This window comes from Amycolatopsis sp. NPDC034160 (assembly GCF_055575355.1).
Genome location: NZ_JBVISU010000002.1, coordinates 242,032 through 261,444 on the forward strand (window position 1 = coordinate 242,032; position 19,413 = coordinate 261,444).

Annotated in this window: 14 protein-coding genes; 11 read left to right on the top strand and 3 right to left on the bottom strand. The window is 68.2% G+C overall.

The features are described 5' to 3' along the window. The first annotated feature begins 332 nt into the window (after positions 1 to 332). The 11 genes from ACZ54P_RS06030 to ACZ54P_RS06080 all read left to right on the top strand — a co-directional run bounded on the left by ACZ54P_RS06030 (position 333) and on the right by ACZ54P_RS06080 (position 16,526). Positions 333 to 1,649, top strand: coding sequence for a nucleotide sugar dehydrogenase (locus tag ACZ54P_RS06030; RefSeq protein ID WP_465460448.1), 1,317 nt, complete (start codon positions 333 to 335; stop codon positions 1,647 to 1,649). Beyond that, positions 1,630 to 2,826: a glycosyltransferase family 4 protein gene (locus tag ACZ54P_RS06035; RefSeq protein ID WP_465460449.1), complete on the top strand. Its 1,197-nt coding sequence runs from the start codon at positions 1,630 to 1,632 to the stop codon at positions 2,824 to 2,826. Before ACZ54P_RS06030 ends, ACZ54P_RS06035 begins: the two co-directional genes overlap by 20 nt. A gap of 139 nt (positions 2,827 to 2,965) precedes the next feature. Continuing rightward, positions 2,966 to 4,246: an exopolysaccharide biosynthesis protein gene (locus ACZ54P_RS06040; protein ID WP_465460843.1), complete on the top strand. Its 1,281-nt coding sequence runs from the start codon at positions 2,966 to 2,968 to the stop codon at positions 4,244 to 4,246. Then, positions 4,243 to 5,796 (top strand): Wzz/FepE/Etk N-terminal domain-containing protein, encoded by a 1,554-nt coding sequence (locus tag ACZ54P_RS06045; protein WP_465460450.1) that lies wholly within the window; start codon positions 4,243 to 4,245, stop codon positions 5,794 to 5,796. Before ACZ54P_RS06040 ends, ACZ54P_RS06045 begins: the two co-directional genes overlap by 4 nt. A 15-nt stretch (positions 5,797 to 5,811) precedes the next feature. Beyond that, positions 5,812 to 7,725 (top strand): asparagine synthase (glutamine-hydrolyzing), encoded by a 1,914-nt coding sequence (gene asnB, locus ACZ54P_RS06050; protein WP_465460451.1) that lies wholly within the window; start codon positions 5,812 to 5,814, stop codon positions 7,723 to 7,725. A gap of 104 nt (positions 7,726 to 7,829) precedes the next feature. Then, positions 7,830 to 10,013, top strand: a complete 2,184-nt coding sequence (locus ACZ54P_RS06055) for a bi-domain-containing oxidoreductase (protein WP_465460452.1) — start codon at positions 7,830 to 7,832, stop codon at positions 10,011 to 10,013. Further along, complete coding sequence (locus ACZ54P_RS06060) at positions 10,013 to 11,959, top strand: heparinase II/III family protein (RefSeq protein WP_465460453.1); 1,947 nt, start codon at positions 10,013 to 10,015, stop codon at positions 11,957 to 11,959. The genes ACZ54P_RS06055 and ACZ54P_RS06060 overlap by 1 nt, the downstream gene beginning before the upstream one ends. Beyond that, the gene (locus ACZ54P_RS06065) at positions 11,956 to 13,485 is read left to right on the top strand and encodes a right-handed parallel beta-helix repeat-containing protein (protein ID WP_465460454.1); all 1,530 of its coding nucleotides are present in this window, start codon (positions 11,956 to 11,958) and stop codon (positions 13,483 to 13,485) included. The genes ACZ54P_RS06060 and ACZ54P_RS06065 overlap by 4 nt, the downstream gene beginning before the upstream one ends. A gap of 1 nt (position 13,486) precedes the next feature. Then, positions 13,487 to 14,704 (top strand): O-antigen ligase family protein, encoded by a 1,218-nt coding sequence (locus ACZ54P_RS06070; protein WP_465460455.1) that lies wholly within the window; start codon positions 13,487 to 13,489, stop codon positions 14,702 to 14,704. After that, positions 14,701 to 15,894: a glycosyltransferase family 4 protein gene (locus ACZ54P_RS06075; RefSeq protein WP_465460456.1), complete on the top strand. Its 1,194-nt coding sequence runs from the start codon at positions 14,701 to 14,703 to the stop codon at positions 15,892 to 15,894. The genes ACZ54P_RS06070 and ACZ54P_RS06075 overlap by 4 nt, the downstream gene beginning before the upstream one ends. Beyond that, positions 15,891 to 16,526, top strand: a complete 636-nt coding sequence (locus ACZ54P_RS06080; RefSeq protein WP_465460457.1) for a phosphatase PAP2 family protein — start codon at positions 15,891 to 15,893, stop codon at positions 16,524 to 16,526. The genes ACZ54P_RS06075 and ACZ54P_RS06080 overlap by 4 nt, the downstream gene beginning before the upstream one ends. A 160-nt stretch (positions 16,527 to 16,686) precedes the next feature. Here ACZ54P_RS06080 and ACZ54P_RS06085 read toward each other — a convergent pair whose 3' ends face one another. The 3 genes from ACZ54P_RS06085 to ACZ54P_RS06095 all read right to left on the bottom strand — a co-directional run bounded on the left by ACZ54P_RS06085 (position 16,687) and on the right by ACZ54P_RS06095 (position 19,386). After that, positions 16,687 to 16,818, bottom strand: coding sequence for a hypothetical protein (locus ACZ54P_RS06085; RefSeq protein ID WP_465460458.1), 132 nt, complete (start codon positions 16,816 to 16,818; stop codon positions 16,687 to 16,689). 9 nt (positions 16,819 to 16,827) lie between these two features. Beyond that, a complete protein-coding gene (locus ACZ54P_RS06090) occupies positions 16,828 to 17,439 on the bottom strand; it encodes a hypothetical protein (protein ID WP_465460459.1) in 612 nt (203 codons plus the stop codon). A gap of 489 nt (positions 17,440 to 17,928) precedes the next feature. Then, positions 17,929 to 19,386, bottom strand: a complete 1,458-nt coding sequence (locus ACZ54P_RS06095) for a right-handed parallel beta-helix repeat-containing protein (RefSeq protein WP_465460460.1) — start codon at positions 19,384 to 19,386, stop codon at positions 17,929 to 17,931. Positions 19,387 to 19,413 lie beyond the last annotated feature (27 nt).

A 19,413-nucleotide genomic window follows, 5' to 3' on the forward strand; every position in this document is an offset into this window, starting at 1 on the left:
CGAAGCGCGGGGTGGGGAGCAGCGGCGCGGGGTGGGGCGTGGGGCACGTTGGTCGTGAGTGGCGATTCGGGTTAGAACCCGAATCGCCACTCACGACCAGCCGGACCGACCCCTCACCGCCGCCCCTCGGTTCTTCCTTCTCCCCGGCTCACGAGCCCTAATCGAGACGAAACCCTTACGCGCCGCCTGTAGCGTTTCGCACCCCGTGGACGATGAGTAATTCCCTTGCCGCACAGGCATTCCGCCAAAAGCAGGCGAACCGAGGACACCGGTAACGAACCCGGCCTTCCCGCCGACCAACGGGCAGCGGAATGCGGCTGGAGGAATTCGTCATGAAGATCAGTGTCTTCGGGCTCGGTTACGTCGGTTGTGTGTCGGCGGCGTGCCTGGCCGGGCGTGGGCACGAGGTCGTCGGGGTCGACGTGAACCCGGTGAAGATCGACCTCGTCTCCAGCGGCAAGGCGCCGGTGGTGGAGGAGCGCATCGGTGAGCTGACCGCCGAAGTGGTCGCACAGGGCAAGCTGAGAGCCACCACCGACGTCAGACAGGCGATCGCGGACAGCGAAGTCTCCCTCATCTGCGTCGGTACCCCCTCGGCTCCCAACGGCAGCCTGTCGACGGCGTTCCTGGAGCGCGTGGCCGAGGAAATCGGCGAAGCGCTCAAGGAGAAGACCACCAGGCACACCGTCGTCTTCCGCAGCACCATGCTCCCGGGCACCTGCCTCGATCTGCTCGTCCCGATCCTCGAGAAGTCGTCCGGCCGTACCGCCGGTGTCGACTTCGGGGTCGCGGTCAACCCGGAGTTCCTGCGCGAGGGCAGCAGCGTCAAGGACTTCTACGACCCGCCCAAGACCGTCATCGGCCAGCTCGACGCGGCCAGCGGTGACGTCGTCGCGGCGCTCTACGAAGGGCTTCCCGGGGAGGTCTTCCGTGTCGCGATCCCGGTCGCCGAGATGACGAAGTACGCCGACAACTCGTTCCACGGGCTCAAGATCGGCTTCGCGAACGAACTGGGCTCGATCTGCCGCGCCTTGGGGCTCGATTCGCATCAGGTGATCGACGTCTTCCTCGCCGATCGCAAGCTCAACATCAGCCCCGCCTACCTTCGCCCCGGGTTCGCCTTCGGCGGCTCGTGCCTCCCCAAGGATCTCCGCGGTCTCGTCTACGCGGCGCACCGCGCGGACGTCGCCGTCCCGATCCTCTCGCACGTGCTGCCCTCGAACGACGAACATCTCCAGCGTGCCTTCGACCTGGTCGCGCGCGCCGGAAAACGCAAGGTCGGCCTGTTCGGCCTGTCCTTCAAACCCGGCACCGACGACCTCCGGGAGAGCCCGCTCGTCGAGCTCGCGGAGCGCTTGCTCGGCAAGGGGTACGACCTCCGCATCTACGACGCCAATGTCAGCCTTTCGCGGCTGATGGGCGCGAACCGCGAGTACATCGAGGGCAGGCTGCCGCATCTCGGGCAGCTGCTGGCCGGTTCCGTCGGCGAGGTCGTCGACCACGCCGAGGTCTGTCTCATCGGCTGCACCGATCCGGACGTCCTCGCGGCGCTCCCGGCGGGTGGCGGTCACACCATCATCGATCTCGTCCGCGTACCGGACGCCGACCGGCGCCGGACTGAAGAGGGATATGTCGGTCTTGCCTGGTAAAGCTCTCATCCTCGTCGAGAACCTTTCCGTCCCCTTCGACCGCCGGGTCTGGCAGGAGTGCCAGACGCTGACGGGCGCCGGCTGGGAAGTCCACGTCATCTGTCCACAAGGGACGAAACGGGACACCGAGGCCGAAGTCACCATCGACGGCGTCCACATCCTTCGGTACCCGCTGAAGGCCGCCACCGGTGGCCCGGCCGGGTATGTCCAGGAGTACGGCTCCGCGCTGTGGCACACCCTCCGGCTGGCCCGCAAGGTCGGCCAGGGCGGAAAAATCGACGTCGTCCACGCCTGCAACCCGCCGGACATGCTGTTCCTGGTCGCGCGGTACCTCAAGCGCCAGGGCGCGAAGTTCATCTTCGACCAGCACGATCTCTGCCCCGAGCTGTACCTCTCGCGCTTCGACCGCGGTGAGGACTTCCTGTACCGCGCGGTCTGTGCGCTGGAGCGTCGCACTTACAAGACCGCCGACGCCGTCATCGCGACCAACGAGAGTTACAAGGACGTCGCCGTGAAGCGCGGCGGCAAGTCGCCGGACGACGTCTTCGTCGTGCGTAGCGCCCCGATGGTCGAGCGGTTCCACCAGGTCCCGGTCGAGCCCGAGTTGAAGAAAGGCAAGCCGCATCTGCTGGCGTACCTCGGCGTGATGGGCCCGCAGGACGGCGTCGACTACGCCTTGCGCGCGCTCGCGTCCCTGCGTGACACCGTCGGCCGCACCGACTGGCACGCCGTGTTCATCGGCTCCGGTGACGCCTTCGACGCCATGGTCGCCTTGTCCAAGGAACTGAAGCTCGACGACCAGGTCGAGTTCACCGGCCGGATCTCCGACGACGATCTGCTGCGCTACCTGTCCGCGGCCGACGTGTGCCTTTCGCCGGATCCGCTGAATCCGCTCAACGACGTGTCGACCATGAACAAGATCATGGAGTACATGGCGATGAGCCGCCCGATCGTCTCGTTCGAGCTGCGGGAGGCCCGGGTTTCGGCCGGGGAGGCCGCGCTGTACGCGCCGGCGAACGACGAGCCGGAGTTCGCGAAGCTGATCGCGCATCTGCTCGATTCGCCGGAACAGCGGGCGGAGATGGGTGAGCTGGGGCGGGCGCGGGTCGCCGGTCCGCTCTCTTGGGAGAACTCGCAGAAAGCCCTGCTCGCGGCCTATGCGGCCGCGACTCGTTGATCGGCTTCCCCGGTCGCGTTTTGAACAAGACTCGGGCGATCCTGTAACCAACGCCGCGATCGAGCCGACGGGGTTGATGCACACCCGCACGCACCGAGGGGAGATCCCGGCTTTGACTGACGACACGGTGCGCCTGTCCATGATCGGGCAGGTTCTGCGCGGACGATGGCGGACCCTGGTGGTCCTCGCCGTCCTCGGTGCCCTGGTCGGCGCGGGATCGTCGGTGATCCTTTCCCCCGGCTACCGGACCACGTCCAGCGTGCTGCTCCAGGGGCCGCGCGAGGCGGACGAACTGCTCACCCAGGCCGACGTGGCGACCAGTTCCGTCGTCCTCGACCGGACGGCCGCCGCTCTCGGTGACGGCCAGACCGGCGCCGATCTGCGGGACAAGGTGGCCACGTCGGTCGCACAGGGCAATGTGATCACCATCGAGACCATCGGCGAAACCGCCGAACAGACGCAGCGGCTGGCGGATCAGCTCGCGCAGGAGTTCGTGAAGTACTCCACCCAGATCATCGCCGGTTCCGGTGACGCCGCCGTGCAGTTGGCGCAGGAGCGTCGCGAGACGTTGCGCCAGCAGGTCGCGCAGACCAACCAGCGGATCAGTGAACTCTCGGCGAAGGTCAACGACGGCAAGACGACCGTGGAGAGTGTCCAGCTCCGCACCGAACTGCAGGGGCTGCGCTCGACGATCGAGTCGGCGATGTCCACGTTGAACGCCGCCGACACGGCGAGCGGGCTCGGCAACATGGTCGTGCTGGGCTCGGCCGAACTGCCGTCCTCGGCGGCGGCGCCCACCCTGGTGCAGCTCGCGCTCGGCGGTGCGGCGCTGTTCTTCCTGCTCGGCCTGTTCGGGTATCTCTTCGCCGCCCGCACCGACCGGCGGCCGCGCGACGAGCAGGAGATCGCCGCGGCGCTCGGCGGCCCGGTGCTGGCCACCTTCGACGTCGTGGACGAGCGGCCTGCCGAGACCTCCTTGCGGGCCAAGCTCCTCCATGACGACCGGCCGTGGAACATCCCGCGGGTCGACGTCTTCCCCGACGAGATCGACACCGTCGTCCAGTACCGGCGCCTGGTCTCCCGGCTGCCGCACCGGCGGCTGCTGGTGGTGGCCGCCGACGGCGACCACGCCGGTGCGAAAGCCGCCGAACGGATCGTCGGTCTCGCCGACCGGTGGTTCGTTCCGGTGACCGTTTCCCCGGCCCGTCCCCTCATCGAAGACACCGACGCCGACGGCGTTCTCGTCGTGTCGAGCCTCGGCTCCCGGTCCGCTTGGGAGCTGGTCGGAATCGCCGAAGCCTGTGCCGACGCCGGTCTCACCGTGGTGGGCATCGTGCTGACCCGCCCGGTCCGGCCGACCCGCACCCGGCCCGGCGCACCCGCCCCCAAGGACCACGAAGCACTGGCAGGAACATCGTGACGAGCGCCGAGAAAGCGAAGTCAGAGCCGCTCATCGACCTGCAGCGGCTGGTCGTGTCGATCCGGCGACGCCGCCGCCTCTGGGTGGCGACCGCCCTGCTCGGGCTGATCGCCGGTGGGCTGGTCGCGGTGTTCCTGCCGTCGCCGCCCACCGCGGTGGCGCAGATCCTGGTCATCCACCCCGACGACTCGCCGACCGACAGCGGGACGCTGATGCGGACCGACGTCGCCGTCCTCCAGACGACGAAGATCGCCACGGAGGCGCTCAAGAAGCTGAACAGCACCCAGGCACCGGAGGAGTTCCTCAAGGATTACGAGGGGCTCGGCCTGACGAACAACGTCCTTCAGCTGACGGTCAAGGCCAAGAGCAAGGACGAGGCGCTGGCTCGCGCGCAGGCGATTTCCGACGCCTTCATTACCGAGTACATCGCTCGCAACCAGGCGGCCGCGGCGGCGCAGCAGAAGGCCCTGCTCGACCAGCGCAACCAGGCGCAGGACGAACTGACCCCGATCGAAGCGGCGATCGTGGCCGAGGAGGCCAAGAACCGCAACGCCAACCCGGCCCAGCTGGAGCGGCTGTACGCGCGCCGGGCGGAGCTGAACTCGAAGATCTCCGACTACGACGGCCGGGCGCAGGAGGCTGGCATCGGCACGCCGAAGGTCGCCGCCGGGACGCAGATCGTGGACGCGCCGCGGATCCTGCCGAACTCCTTCCTGAAGACCCTCGCCACCGACGCCGGGATCGGCTTCGCGCTGGGACTGCTCGTCGGACTGGGGCTCGCGGCCGTCACGAGCGTGATCAAGGACCGGCCGGTGCTCCGCCGCGAGATTTCGCGGCACCTCGGCGCTTCGGTGATCGCGCAGCTGCCCGAACCGGCACGTTTCCTGCGGAGTTCCCGCGCGGTCACCCGGCGGCGGCGGGTCGCGACGACGCTGGTCCGGGCCGTGCGGCAGCCGGGTGGTCCGGTGTCCTTGCTCGACCTGGGCGCCCGCAAGATCACCGCCGCGCTCGCCGTCGACATGGCGCGAGAGCTGGCGGCGAAGGGGCCGGTCTCGCTCGTCGACGACCTGCCGAAGGCGGACCTCCGCGGGCTGGCGGGCGAAGGCCCGATCCGGGTATTGGACCGCGGTGACGTGCCGATCTCCGGGCAGGAATGCCGGATCGGCGTCGGCTCGGTCGAGCCGGGGACGTCATGGACCGACCTGGAGTTCCTCGGTGAGGAGACGATCCTCGTCGTCCGCACCGGCTACGCGAACACCGAATGGCTGCACACCGTCGCGCGGCAGCTGGCCGATCGGCACATCCCGATCATCGGCGTCGTCGTGGTGGATCCCGATCCGCGTGACCACACCGACGGGACCCTGTGGGACGGCCTGCACACGGCGTTGCGCGGGCGCGCCGCGCCGATGCCGAAACCGGTGGAGATGTTCCCTCGGGAGAGGAAGAACGGGTATCCGACGCCGTACAAACGCGCCAAGGAGGTCGGCAACGCCGATCTGCCGACGAAACGATTCGCGCCTGTGTCACCGGATAACGCAGAAGCCTTGTAAGGGGAGTAAAAGCAGATGTGCGGTATCGCAGGCGCTTACTCGTGGCCGGACGGGGGACCGCTCACCGATCGGCTCACCAAGATCCTCGCCCACCGCGGACCGGACGGTTCTGGCCGGTACGACCACCGGGCCGGGGACGGGGAAGTCCACTTAGGACATCGAAGGCTCTCGATCGTCGACCTGACCGAGACCGGCGCGCAGCCGATGGTCTCCGGCGGGCTCGCGCTGACCTACAACGGCGAGCTGTACAACGCGCCGGAACTGCGGAAGGAACTCGAAGCCGCGGGTGTGCGGTTCCGGGGGACCTCCGACACCGAGGTCCTGCTGGAGGCTTGGCGGAAGTGGGGCACCGATGGCTTGCACCGGCTGCGCGGCATGTTCGCGTTCGGCGTTTTCGACGAGCGTTCCGGCGAGCTGGTGCTGGTGCGCGACCAGCTGGGGATCAAGCCGCTCTTCCTGGTGCGCCGCGGCAAGGGCGTTGTCTTCGCGTCGGAACTGAAGGCGCTGGCCACCGAACTCGGTGGATCGCTGACCGTGGACGACACCGCGCTCGTCGCTTCCCTGCTCTACTACTGGGTTCCGGACGGACGCTGCGCGTTCCGCGAGGCCGAGAAGCTGCCACCGGGCAGCTGGGCACGGTTCCGGCCCAACGGTGACGTCGAACGCGGCACCTTCTGGTCGCTGCGCCAGGTCGCCGAAGAGGGAGCCGCTTACGAGGGCGAGTTCGACCTCAACGCCGTCATCGAGGACTCGACGAGCAAGCACCTGATGGCCGATGTGCCGGTCGCGACGTTCCTCTCCGGCGGCCTCGACTCCAGCTACCTGACCGCGCTCGCCGCGCGTGAGCAGCCCGGCATTTCCGCGTACACCATCGGTTTCCGGGCCGAGGACGCGAAGTTCGAAGCGATGCCGGACGATCTGATGTACGCGAAGAAGGTCGCCGCGAAGTTCGGCGTCGACCTGCACGAGATCGAGATCGCGCCGCAGGTGCTCGACCTGCTGCCGCGGATGACCTACCACCTCGACGAGCCGATCGGCGACCCGGCTGCGATCAACAGCTACCTGATTTGCACCGCCGCTCGCGAGGCAGGCGTCAAGGTGATGCTTTCGGGCATGGGCGCCGACGAGCTGTTCGCCGGTTACCGCAAACATCTCGCGAACAAGATCGCCGTCCAGTACCAGCGGGTCCCCGGTCTCGTGCGGCGGCCGGTGGAGTCCCTTGTGGACAGACTGCCGGTGGCGACGTCGAAGCGCGGGTTCCGGTCGGTCCGCTTCGCCAAGCGGTTCCTCTCGTTCGCGGAGCTGCCGGAGGAGACCGCGTTCCGGCGCAGCTACACGATGTACGACCAGGCCGAGCTCGTCGCGTTGCTGAACCCGGACCTCGCGGGCGCCGTCGGCGACGTGCTCACCGAGCACGCGGACACCTATCACGACAACACGTTGACCGACTTCGTGAACCGAATGTGCCTGGCCGATTCCCGGCTGTTCCTGCCCGGACTCAACCTCGCCTACACCGACCGGTCCAGCATGGCCGCCTCCACCGAAGTGCGGACGCCGTTCGTCGACATCGAGGTCGTGAAGGCCGCGTTCCGGATCCCCGGTGACAAGAAGATCGTGAAGCGCCAGGGGAAAATGGCGCTGAAGGAAGCGGCGTTGTCGATCCTGCCCGCCGAGATCGTGCACCGGCCCAAGGGTCTGTTCAGCGCGCCGCTGCGGGCTTGGATGAGCCGCGACCTCGCGCCGCTGGTGCGCGAGGTGACGAATGAAGGCGAATTGGTGAAGGCCGGTTTCCTCCGCCGTGAGGCCCTGCAACGGCTCGTCGACGAAGACGCGTCCGGGCAGCAGGACCGGTCCAAACATCTCTGGCACATCTTGACCCTCGAATACTGGTATCGCGGTGCCGTTGCCGCCCGGTCCGGTGGGTCGTGAGTGGCGATTCGGGTTCTAACCCGAATCGCCACTCACGACCAACCCGACCGCCCACCTACCGCCGCGCCGTTGCGGCCCGATCCGATTGATCGCTGAGGAGCGACGTGAAGCAGGTAGTGCAGAACTACAAGAGCGGGGAGCTGGCGCTTCTCGACGTCGAGGTCCCCGCGTGCAAACCGGGGGGTGTGCTGGTCCGCACCGCCTATTCGCTGATCTCCACCGGCACCGAGATGATGAAGGTGTCCGAGGCGAGCCTTTCCCTGGTGGGCAAGGCGAAGGCGCGGCCGGATCAGGTCGCGAAGGTGATGCAGAGCGTCGCGGCGAACGGACTGGGCGCCACCTACCGCAAGGCGATGAACAAACTCGACTCCTACACGCCGCTGGGGTACTCGCTGTGCGGTGTCGTCGAGGAGGTCGGCGCGGGCATCGACGACGTCGCCGTCGGAGATTTCGTGGCGTGCGCCGGGAACGAGCACGCGCTGCACGCGGAACTCAACTGGGTGCCCAAGAACCTCTACACCAAGGTGCCCGACGGCGTCGATCCTCGGCACGCCGCGTTCGGCACGGTCGGCTCGATCGCGATGCAGGGGGTCCGCCAGGGCGAACCGCAGATCGGCGACATCGCGCTGGTCATCGGGCTCGGCCTGATCGGGCAGCTGGTCGTCCAGCTGCTGGTGGCCTCCGGCGTCCGCGTGGTCGGCGTCGACCCGGACCCGGCGCGCTGCGCGCTCGCCGAACAGCTCGGGGCGCTGAAATGCGGTGATCCCGGATCCGGCGTCATCGACACCGCGGTCGCGGAGATCAGCTCCGGGCACGGCGTCGACCAGGTGTACCTCGCCGCGGGCGGCAGCACGAACGAGCCGGTGGAGCTGGCCGCGAAGCTGGCCCGCGACCGCGGCCGGGTGATCGACATCGGCAAATGCTCGCTGAACCTGCCGTGGAACGCCTACTACGAAAAGGAACTCGACGTCCGGTTCTCCCGCTCGTACGGCCCCGGCCGCTACGACCCGGAGTACGAACTCGAAGGCCGGGACTACCCGATCGGCCAGGTCCGGTGGACCGAGCGCCGTAACCTCGAATGCGTCGTCGACCTGATGGGCAGCGGCCGTCTCGACGTCGAGCCGCTGATCTCGCACGTCTCGGACTTCTCCGACGCCGTCGAGACGTACCGGAAGCTGAACGAGGGCGAACTCAAGGCCGTCGCGGTGCTGTTCGAATACGAGAAGCGGGTGGCGGGCGCCGCCGAGCAGGCCGTCACCTCGGTATCCGTGCCGAAGCCGTCGGTGGTCCGCGCGGCGCCGAAGCCCGGCGGCGTGCGGGTCGGGTTCATCGGCGCGGGTAACTACGCGTCCTCGATGCTCCTGCCGCATCTGGCGGAGATGGAGAACGTCGACCTCGCCGACGTCGTCACCACCTCGGCGCTTTCGGGCGCGAACGCCAAGCGCAAGTTCGGTTTCGCGCGCGCCACCACCGACCTCGACTCGATGCTCGAAGACACCTCGATCGACGCGGTGTTCATCGTGACCCGGCACAGCTCGCACGCCGAGCTGACCCGCCGCGCGCTGCTCGCGGGCAAGGCCGTCTTCGTCGAGAAGCCGCTCGCCCTGTCGGAGAAGGAACTCGAGGTCGTGCTCGGCGCGATCGAGGAGTCCGGCAACGACCGGCTGCAGGTCGGCTTCAACCGCCGGTTCGCGCCGCTGCTGAACGAGTCGGTGCTCCACTTCGGACCGCGGATCGGCCCGGCTTCCGTGCGGTACCTGGTCAACGCCGGTCGTCTCGACGCGGGCAGCTGGTACAACCAGGCCGACAGCGAGGGTTCGCGCTTCGCCGGCGAGGGCGGCCACTTCATCGACACGGTCAGCTGGCTGCTCGGTTCCGACCCGGTCTCGGTGTACGCCACCGCGACACCCGGTCACCAGGACCTGCAGATCCTGCTGCGCTACCCGGACGGCTCGACGGCGTCGATCGCCTACACCACCAGCGGTTCTTCGGCGTTCCCCAAGGAGACCGTCGACGTCACCGCCGACGGCAAGGTGCTGAAGTTCGACGACTTCGCGCGCGCGTCGGTGTTCGGCCGCAAGAAGTGGGCGAGTTCGCGCATCCCCAAGGGTCGCGACAAGGGGCAGGCCGCCGAACTCGAAGCCTTCGTGAACGCGCTGACGACCGGGGTCGCGATGCCGGTGTCCGTCGACTCGCTGGTCTCGACGACGCTGGCCACGCTCGCGGTCAACCGCAGCCTGGAAACCGGTGCCGTGGTGCGGATCGACGCCAAGGAGGGGCTTGGCTGATGGATCCCTCCTGGTACCTGCGAAGACTGTCGCGGATGGGGCCCGCCGAGATCGCGGGCCGGGTGACCGACGTCGTGCGCAAACGCCAGTGGCGTGGCGTCGCGGGGGAGAAGGCGGTCTGGCTGCCGGACCGGCGATTCGCGTCCGTGCCGGGCGAAGACGTTCTCGCCGCCGTCTCCGGTGAAGCGGTCAAGGATCTGCTCGTCAAGGCGGACCGGCTGATGGACGGGCGCGCCGAGTACTTCGGCGTCGAACGGGACGACCTGGTCGGCCCGGACTGGTCGTTCGATCCGAAGACCGGCAGGCGCGCACCGTCCGATGTGTACTCGTTCGATATCCCGTACCGGAGCGAGGACGCCGTCGGTGACATCAAGCAGATCTGGGAGCCGTCCCGGCACCAGCACCTCACCGTGCTGGCCGCCGCGTACGCCCTGACCGGCGACGACCGGTACGCCGAGCGCGTCGCCGCGCACCTGAAGTCCTGGTGGGCGGCCAACCCGCCGATGCGCGGGGTGCACTGGGTCAGCGGGATCGAACTCGGCATCCGGTTGCTGTCGTGGGTCTGGGTCCGGCGGTTGCTCGACGGCTGGGCGCCCGCCCCGGCGCTGTTCGAGGACAACCCGGTGGCGCTCAACCAGATCTGGCAGCACCAGCGCTGGCTGGCGGCGTTCCCCAGCCGGGGTTCGTCCGCGAACAACCACGTGATCGCCGAGGACGCCGGGCAACTCGCCGCCGCTTGCGCTTTCGACTGGTTCCCGGAATCCGCGGGGTGGCGCGATTCGGCGCTGACGTCGCTGGACAAGATGCTGCGCCACAACACCTTCGACTCCGGGATCAACCGCGAACTCGCCACCGAGTACCACGGGCTCGTCCTGGAACTCGGGCTCGCCGGGGCGCTGGAGGCGAAGACCGCCGGTGTCGCGGTACCCGAGTCGACCTGGCTGGTCCTGCTCCGGATGACCGATGCGCTGGCGTCCATAGTGGACAACCGGCTGCGGCCGCCGAGGCAGGGTGACGCCGACGACGGCTTCGGCTTGATCGTGGACGGCGACGAAACCAGTCGCTGGGCTTCGCTGCTGAACACCGGAACAGTCCTTTTCGGACGGACCGACTGGTGGCCGGAGGTGCGTGCCGGGGACGTGCGGACGCAGCTCTTCTCCGCGTTGGGCGGGAACATCGAGGTGCGTTCGTCGCGTCCGGTCAAGCGCCGGGACGACTTCGCCGACGCGGGGACGACCATTCTGCGTGACGGCGCGATCTGGTGCCGCTGCGACGGCGGGCCGCACGGCTTTCTGTCCATCGCCGCACACGCGCACGCGGACGCGCTCTCGGTCGAAGTCCGGCACGACGGCGTCGACATCCTCGCCGACCCGGGAACCTACTGCTACCACGGCGAACCGAAGTGGCGGTCGTACTTCCGGTCCACGGCCGGGCACAACACGCTCGAACTCTCCGGTACCGACCAGTCCGTTTCCGGCGGTCCGTTCCTGTGGACGAAACACGCCGTCACTACGGTGATCTCGGCCGGGACGCCGTCGCACTGGAGTGCCGAGCACGACGGCTACGCGCCGTCGGTCCACCGGCGCTCGGTGGAGCTGGAGGGTGCCGAGCTGCGCATTTCCGACGAGGTTCGCGGCGGCGATGCGCGGCCGTGCCGTCTCGCGTTCCACCTCGGCCCGGCCGTCGAGGTCGCGCTGTCCGGCGGGACGGCGACGCTGTCCTGGACGGTCGACGGCCACGAACGGAAGGCTTCGCTCGAACTGCCGCCGGAGCTGCGGTGGACGGCGCACCGCGGGGAGACCACCCCGCCGCTGGGCTGGTATTCGGCCGGGTTCGGCAGGCGCGAGCCCGCGTGGACGGTGCTCGGCAGCGGAACAGCCGCCGACGGCACCACCTTCACCACCGCGCTCACCTTCGATTCAGGTAGCGAGGACCCCCCATTGTGATCGCACGACCGCACCGTCTTCGCCGGGCAGCGCTTCTGGTGCTGCTCGGCCCGTTGGCGCTCACCGCCTGCACCACACCGGCCGAAGAGCCTGGGCCCGGACCGGATCCGGCCAAGGCGCCGTCCGGTTCGATCGCGCAGGTGTGCGACAAGCAGCCGGCGGGTCCGGCGGAGGCGCCGGCGGGGGCGGTGAAGATCGACCCGGCGGTACCGGGCGACCTCGCCGCGAAGACGCGGTCGAGCCCGGCCGGGACGACGTTCTGGCTGGCACCGGGCACGCACAAGCTCGGTGACGACCGCTACGACCAGGTCAATCCGAAGCCGGGGAACGTCTACGTGGGTGGCCCGAAGGCTGTCCTCGACGGACGGAAGATCAACCAGTACGCCTTCGCGGGCGACGGCGCCGACGTCAAGATCCAGTACTTGACCGTGCAGGGTTTCGCGGCACCGCACGACGAGGGTGTGGTCAACCACGATTCGGCCGACGGCTGGATCGTCGAGCACAGCACCCTGCAGGACAACGACGGTGCCGCGCTGATGGCGGGCGCACGGCAGCAGGTGCGGGGCAACTGCCTGCGGCGCAACGGGCAGTACGGGATGAACGCCTACGCGCGGGACAGCGGCATCACCGGTCTCGTCGTCGAGGGTAACGAGATCTCCGGCAACAACACCGGCGACTGGGAAAGCAAGATCGACGGCTGTGGCTGCACCGGCGGGATCAAGTTCTGGGCGGTGAACGGCGCCGACGTCCGCGGTAACTGGGTGCACGACAATCGCGGCGCGGGCCTGTGGGCGGACACGAACAACAACGACTTCCTCATCGAGGGCAACGTCATCGAGAACAACGACAGCTCCGCCCTCCTGTACGAGACCAGCTACAACGCCGTCATTCGCGGCAACACCTTCCGCCGCAACAACTGGGTGGACGGCAAGCGCTACATCGACCGCGGTGACAGTTTCCCGGTGGCGTCGATCTACGTGTCCGAGTCCGGTGGCGAGCCGAGGGTGAAGGCGCGCACGGACAAACTGGAGATCTCCGGGAACTCGTTCGAGAACAACTGGAACGGCGTCACCCTGTGGGAGAACTCCGACCGGTTCTGCAACAGCCCGGCGAACACGTCGTCCGGATCCTGCACCCGGCTGGTGCCCGAACAGGGGAAATGCGCGCAGCCCGCGATCGCGGCAGGCGCGCTGAACGCCGACTGCCGGTGGAAGACCCAGCGCGTCGAGATCCACCACAACCGCTTCGTGCTCGACCCCGCCGCCACCGGCTGCGAGGAGAGCTGCGCGCGGATGGCGATGCTCGCGAACTTCGGCACGTTCCCGGAGTGGTCGCCGTACAAGGGCGAGGTCGTCCAGCACGCGATCACCTTCGCCCAGGGCAACCGGCTCTACGACAACACCTACTCCGGGCCGTGGAGCTTCGTGGCCTTCGAGCCAAGCCGGGTGCTGGGCTTCGGCGAGTGGCAAGGCTCGCCCTACCGGCAGGACCCGGGCAGCAAACTCACCCGTGCCGGAGGTGGCTGACATGCTCGATCCCGCGGTCCGGCCCGCGGCGGCGATCCGCCAGAGCACGCCCAAGGCGGTCGGTGTCGTCTGGACGCTACTGATCATCAACACCCTGGGCTCGACAGGCGCGAAGACGGTCCTCTCGCTGCCGAGGTCGGTCAGCCAGCTGATCACCATGGGCGCGCTGGGTGCCGCGTTCGTGATCGCGCTCGCCTTGAACAGCAAGCTGCGGATCAGGCCGAGCGCCTATCTCTTCCTGCTCACGGTGTTGCTGGTGCTGAGCGTGGTCGCGAGCCTGAACCTCGACGGCGGGTTCGGCGCGCTGTTCCGCTGCTTCCGGTTCGGCCTGTTCCTCAGCACCCTGTGGTTGCTGACCCGCTGGTGGGGCGGCCTCGACCTCGTCCGCACCCACATCCGCGCGTACACCGTGGTGCTGGTGACCGTGGTGATCGGGCTCGCGCTGAGCCCCGGCAACGCGCTGCCGTTCGAGTACGGCGGACGGCTCACCGGGACGCTGTGGCCGCTGACCCCACCGCAGGTCGGCCAGTACGCGGCCATCGTCATCGGCCTCACGACCCTGTTGTGGCTCGGCGGGAAACTGGACCGGCGGAACGCGCTGATCGTCATCGTCCCGGCGTTCGGGATCCTGCTGCTGACCCACACCCGCACCGCGATGCTCGGCCTGGTCGCCGGAACCGTCGTGGCGCTGATGTCGCAATGGATGTCCAGCGCCCGCGCCCGCAAGGTGTTCACCGGACTGGTCTTCGGCGGGCTGATCGTCGTGGTGGCGCTGGGCGGGCTGTTGCAGGCGTGGTTCCTGCGTGGCCAGAGCGAGGAGAACTTCTCCAGCCTCACGGGCCGGGCGAAGGTGTGGGACGCGCTGCTCGACGCGCCGCGTACGACGCTGGAGTACCTGTTCGGTGTCGGGTTGACCGACAAGTCCTACGACGGGCTCCCGATCGACAACAGCTGGCTCGCGGTCTACCACGAACAGGGTTTCGTCGGGATGGCGATCGTGGCGGCGTTCCTGCTCGTGCTGGTCGTGGTCGCGGTGCTGCGGCCGCCGTCGCCCGCGCGGGCGTGCGCGATCTTCCTGATCACCTACTGTCTTTCCGCCTCCTACACCGAGGCGGGCCTCGGCGACGCGTCGCCGTACCTGCTGCACCTGGCCTTGGCCGCGTCGCTGCTGGCGCGGGTGCCCGTCGACGAACCCGAGTTTCTCAAGGAGACGGCGTGAAGATCCTCGTGATCCACAATCGGTACAGATCCGAGCAGCCGAGCGGGGAGAACAACGTCGTCGACCAAGAGGCCGCGTTGCTGACCGAAGCCGGGCACGACGTCGACCTGTTCGAACGGCGCAGCGACGACATCGCGGAGATGTCGCTTCCGCGCAAGGCCGTCGTCCCGCTTCAGGTGCCGTGGAATCGGGCCGTACGCGCGGAACTCGCCCGGCGGTTGAGCGAAGACCGGCCGGACGTCGTCCACATCCACAACACGTTCCCGCTGCTGTCGCCTTCGGTACTCGCCGCTTGTGCCGATGCCGGGGTCCCGACGGTCGCGACCGTGCACAACTACTCCCTGATCTGCCCTCCCGGCACGCTGTACCGCGATGGCAAGGTGTGCACCGATTGCGTAGGCCGCAAGCCGATTCCGGCCGTGCGGCACGGGTGCTACCGCGGCTCGGGGCTCGCCACCGTGCCGATGGCGGCAAGTCTGATGCTGAATCGCAAACGCTGGTGGTCTTGGGTCTCGCGGTTCTTCTGCATTTCGGGCGCGCAACGCGAAGTGCTGATCTCCGCCGGGATGCCCGCCGAGCGGCTCATGGTGAAGTACAACTACGTCGACGATCCGGGCAAGACGCGCAAGGGCGCGGGGGAACACGTGCTGTTCCTGGGCCGGATCACCGCCGAAAAGGGGGTCGGCCTGCTGATGGCGGCCTGGGACCGGCTCGCGGCGGCGGGCGGCCCGTTGCCGCCGCTGGTGATCGCCGGCACCGGCCCGATGCAGGACGAGGTCGCCCGCTGGGCACACGGCCGCGACGACGTCCGCTACGTCGGCCTCCAGTCCAAAGAGGAGTGTCGCGACCTCGTCACCCGCTCGACCGCCGTCGTCGCCCCCTCCGCATGGCTGGAGACGTTCGGCCTCGTCGTGGTCGAGGCGATGGCCGCCGGTGTCCCGACGGTCGCCGCCGCCCACGGCGCCTTCCGCGAACTGGTGGAGGACGGCGTCACCGGCTTGCTGCACGAACCCGGTAATGCCGACTCGCTCGCGGCCCGGCTGCGGGAAATCGTCATCGACGCCGAACGGAACCAGCAGATGGGCTGGGCGGCCCGGCTGGTGTACGAACAGGAATTCACGCCGAAGGTCGGTCTCGAACGACTCGTCGGCGGATACCAGGCCGCGATCGACGTAGTATCGCCCGCGTGATCACCGGTCCGCCCGCGCTCCCGCCGCGGGCGCGGATCCCGCTGTGGGTCCTGGGCGCTTTCGGCTTCCTCGTCGCCCTCGTCCTCGGCGTGCGCTACGCCGGAACCTCCCACACAGCCGGACTGGACGCCTTGCTGCTTCCGGCCATCGACCGGGTCGAAGGCCCGCTCTGGTACCTGGCGACCGCGATCGACTTCGCCGGCGAACCGGTGGGCGCGGTCGTGGTCATCGCATTGTTCGGCTGGCTGTGCCTGCGCCACCGGCGGCCGCGGACGGCGATCCTGCTGGTGGCCGCGGCCGGGGTGACGGTGGCGCTGACCACCGGCCTGAAACCCCTGACCGGCAGGCTGATCCACGGCGAGTTCCTCTCGTATCCCAGCGGGCACACGGCTTTCGCGGTGACCGTGGCGGCGGTCGTCGCGTTGCTGGTGATCGACGTACGGGACCTCGGACCCGGCGGCGCGGCTTCGGTACTGGTGGGGCTGGTCGCGCTCGCGGGGCTCGCGATGGGGTGGGCTGAGGTGGCGCTGGGGGCGCACTACCCGACGGACACCTTCGGGGGCTTCGGCGTCGCTGTCACGGTGGTGCCGGTGGCGGGGTGGGCGGTGGACCGGCTCACGCGGCGGGCTTGAGTGTCGCTACGACGGCTGGGCGAGGTGGAACAAGATCCACGCCAAAGCCGGGAACTCCTCGACGCCACCGCGCCCCAAGGTATCCAGAGGCGTGACTGTGACCAGCCGGACGCGGTTCTCTCGCTCCCCTTGGAAGAACGCGAGGATCTCGCCGGTGTCCTCATCCGGTGTGACCAGCCCATTCTTGCTCGGCCTTGCCGTATCGGGTGAAGTCGACGTGCGTGCCTTCGAACATGTGCCGAATCCAGAACCTGTCGGTGAGCACCGGTGAAGGCTCGGGCGTCTCTGCCATCCCTCCACGTCACGCGGCCTGCTTGACTCCGACGGCTGGGCGAGGGCGGGTTCGTGCGGCCCGGAACGCGGCGTGGAGTTCGCCGAGCACGACGTCCGGCTCGGTGCGCAGCCGGGACGGCAGGGTCTGCAACACGACGATCCCCGCGGCGGCGTACCGGGCGTTGCGGGCGACAGTGGCGCGGTGGTCTTCGAGGCTCGTGTGGTGACGGTACGAGTCGATCTCCCAAGCGAACGCGACCTCATCGCACCAGAAGTCCGGCGTGGCGATGTAGTTCCCGTTCGCGTCGTGGATCGCGACATTCCACTGGCCGGGCGGGAGACCGGATCTTCGTAAGAGGTGCCAAGCGTCGGCTTCGGCGACCGATTGGGCTCCTCCGAGGAGCGGGGCGAGGGCTCGTCTCGGTAGGGCGGTTCCGGTGCGTCTCGCTTGGTCGAGTTCGACGGCGAGCATGCCGGAGGTACAGAAGCGGCGTTGGACGGCCTCGGCCATCATCGCCTGGATCTCGTCTTCGTTCGTGAGCCTGCGGGCGGCGTCGATGACGGCTCGGGGGACGGGGGCGACGGGCAGCTCACCGCGAAAATACGGACGAGGAAGGTGCCTTGTCCTTTCGACGTGCACGAACCCCGTCGTGGCGACTCGCCGATCGTGGGGTATCAGGATGTGCACGTCCCGCGGTGAGGGCAATCGTTGCAAACCGTGGTGGCGAAGTGCCCAGAGACCAGTGAGGCTCGAGCCTTCGCGTCCGTGGAGCAACGCGCCCTGGAGCCGCTGTTCATCGGTGGGTTCTCCACTGTGGAGCAGCACTATCCCGGGAAGTAGCCGTTGCCACGGGCCGCCGGGACGGCATCGGCGCGTAATGGTCCGTTCCGGCACACCGGCGGCTTCGAGCTCCGCCGCTCGAAGGACCTGCGGGCCATTGGTCAGAAGCGGGTTGTTCGTCCAGTTTCCTCGATGCACTTGATCACCATGGACCTCGGCACCGACAAGAGTGCTCGAAAAGGTGCTTGAACGGACCTGTCACGCCGAAATTCGGTCGAGTGGGGAAGATTCCGGACGTTCAACGTCCGGAATCTTCCCCACTCGACCCCGCCTCGCAGCAGGTCCGCCTCAGCACCCACCGTCTCCAAACGAACTACAAGCATCCTGCGAGTAAGGAGCCCCCTGCCACCCCGAAACCCCCACCGTCCGCGAAGTATCGTGCACGACGAAGCGCCATTCACCCGAGTAAACGTTGCCGTGCCACCGGTTCTCCTGCCGGAAGGTCACCGCCTCCGAAACGGAAGAGCCCCGGTAAGGCGACCAGTCCGGATAGGTCCCGAAATTCGACAGAAGAGCCATCCGGCCACAAAAGCCGGAACACTCAGAACCGATACGGAAACGATTTCCGTGAATGGAAACGCGCTGCGTCTTCCACCGGCAATCGTCGTACAAGGGACGAGAAGCGATCCCGGGTGAAGAACAGGTCGAAACCGAAGGAACGAGGCGCGTGCAAGAGCCGGAAGAGGTGTTCGCCGGGCTGTTGCAGAAGCGGTCCGCGTTTTCCCACAGGGTGATTCCGGCCCAGTTGTCCTCGAAGACGTTGTCGACGATCTCGATCAGCGACGTCCGGGCGCGCACGCGCGGTTCACCGCCGGCCTCGGACAGGTAGATCGTCCCGACCGGGAAGTCGTCGCCTCGCGCGGCGAAGGCGCGGCCCTGCACGAGGGTGTTGCGCCGGAAGGTGTTCCCTCGGACGACGAGGTTGTAGGAGGTTTCGTAGAACAACGCCTCCGCCTCGTTGTCCTCGATCACGTTGTTCTCGATGAGGAAGTCGTTGTTGTTCGTGTCCGCCCACAGTCCCGCGCCGTGGTTGTGGTGGACCCAGTTGCCGCGGACGTCGGCACCGTCGACGGCCCAGAATTTGACGCCGCCGCTGCAGCCGCAGCCGGGTACCTTCTTCTCCCAGTCGTCGGTGTTGTTGCCGCTGATCTCGTTGCCTTCGACGAGCAGTCCGGTGATCCCGTCGCCGGCGCGGTAGGCGTTGATGCCGTACTGCCCGTTGTTCCGCAGGCAGTTCCGCAGGATCTCCTGGCGCGGTCCCGCCATCATCGCGGCGCCGCGGTTGTCTTCGATGGTGTTGCCCTCGATGGTCCAGTGCGCACCGGAGTCGTGGTTGACCACGCCCTCATCCTGCGGCGCCACGAAACCGCGGATCGTGAGGCCGCGGATGAGGACGTCGCTCGCCTGCTGGGTGAACGCGTAGCGGTTGACGCCCGCGCCGTTCAAGACCGCGCCGGGTGCGCCGAGGTAGGCGTTGCCGTCTTTCGGGATGATCTGGCCGAACTCGTCCGGGCCGAGCGTGTGCGTGCCCTTGGTCAGCCAGAACGTCGTGCCTGCCGGGAGTTCACGCGTCTTCGCGGAAAGGTCGGTTCCCGGCTCGACGACCACGGCGCCGGCCGGTTTCGACGGGCTCACCGGCCCGGCGGCGCAGACCGCGACAGGAGCCGCCGCGGCAGGCGAGGCCACGACGACTCCTGTCGCGAGGAGCAGCGACAAAACCAGGGACAGGGGTCTCCAAGTGGGCATACCGGAAACGGTAAGCCACTATGGACG